Raw genomic sequence first — 845 nt, 5'->3', positions numbered from 1 at the left:
TGCGCGATGAAGCGCTCGCTCGCGGCGGGCAAGCGCGTCGAGCTGCCCGAGGTCGGCCTCTTCTCCGACGGCACTGCGGTGAAGCTCGTCGGCGAAGAGACGTTCCGGCTCTGCACCGCGTATCTCGACGATGTCGTGACGGTCGACACCGACGCGCTCTGCGCGGCGATCAAGGATGTGTTCCAGGACACGCGCAGCGTGCTCGAACCGGCCGGCTCGCTCGCGGTCGCGGGCGCGAAACTGTATGCGGAGCGCGAAGGCATCGAGGGCGAGACGCTCGTCGCGATCACGTCCGGCGCGAACATGAACTTCGACCGGATGCGCTTCGTCGCCGAGCGCGCGGAAGTGGGCGAAGCGCGCGAGGCGGTGTTCGCGGTGACGATCCCCGAGGAGCGCGGCAGCTTCAGGCGCTTCTGCTCGCTCGTCGGCGAGCGCAACGTGACCGAGTTCAACTACCGGATCGCCGACGCGCAATCGGCGCACATCTTCGTCGGCGTGCAGATCAAGCGGCGCGACGAATCCGACGAGATCTCGCGCACCTTCGCCGCGCACGGCTTCACGACCGTCGATCTGTCCGGCGACGAGCTGTCGAAGCAGCACATCCGCTACATGGTCGGCGGCCGCTCGCCGCTCGCGCACGACGAGCGGCTGTTCCGCTTCGAATTCCCCGAACGGCCGGGCGCGCTGATGAAGTTCCTGTCGTCGATGGCGCCCGACTGGAACATCAGCCTGTTCCATTACCGGAATCAGGGCGCCGACTACAGCTCGATCCTCGTCGGCCTGCAGGTGCCGCAGGCGGACCACGCGGAGTTCGACCGCTTTCTCGCGGCGCTCGGCTATCCGTT

At 67.6% G+C, this 845-nt stretch carries 1 protein-coding gene; it reads left to right on the top strand.

Annotated elements, in window-relative coordinates:
- On the top strand, positions 1 to 845 hold an 845-nt coding region (ilvA, locus tag WS69_RS12230), incomplete at both ends, for a threonine ammonia-lyase, biosynthetic (protein ID WP_082716147.1).

Origin of the sequence: Burkholderia sp. BDU5 (assembly GCF_001522845.1) — a bacterium.
Taxonomy (GTDB): domain Bacteria; phylum Pseudomonadota; class Gammaproteobacteria; order Burkholderiales; family Burkholderiaceae; genus Burkholderia; species Burkholderia mayonis.
Note: the sequence above shows the minus strand (reverse complement) of the source record. Positions and strands in the feature narration are given on the sequence as shown.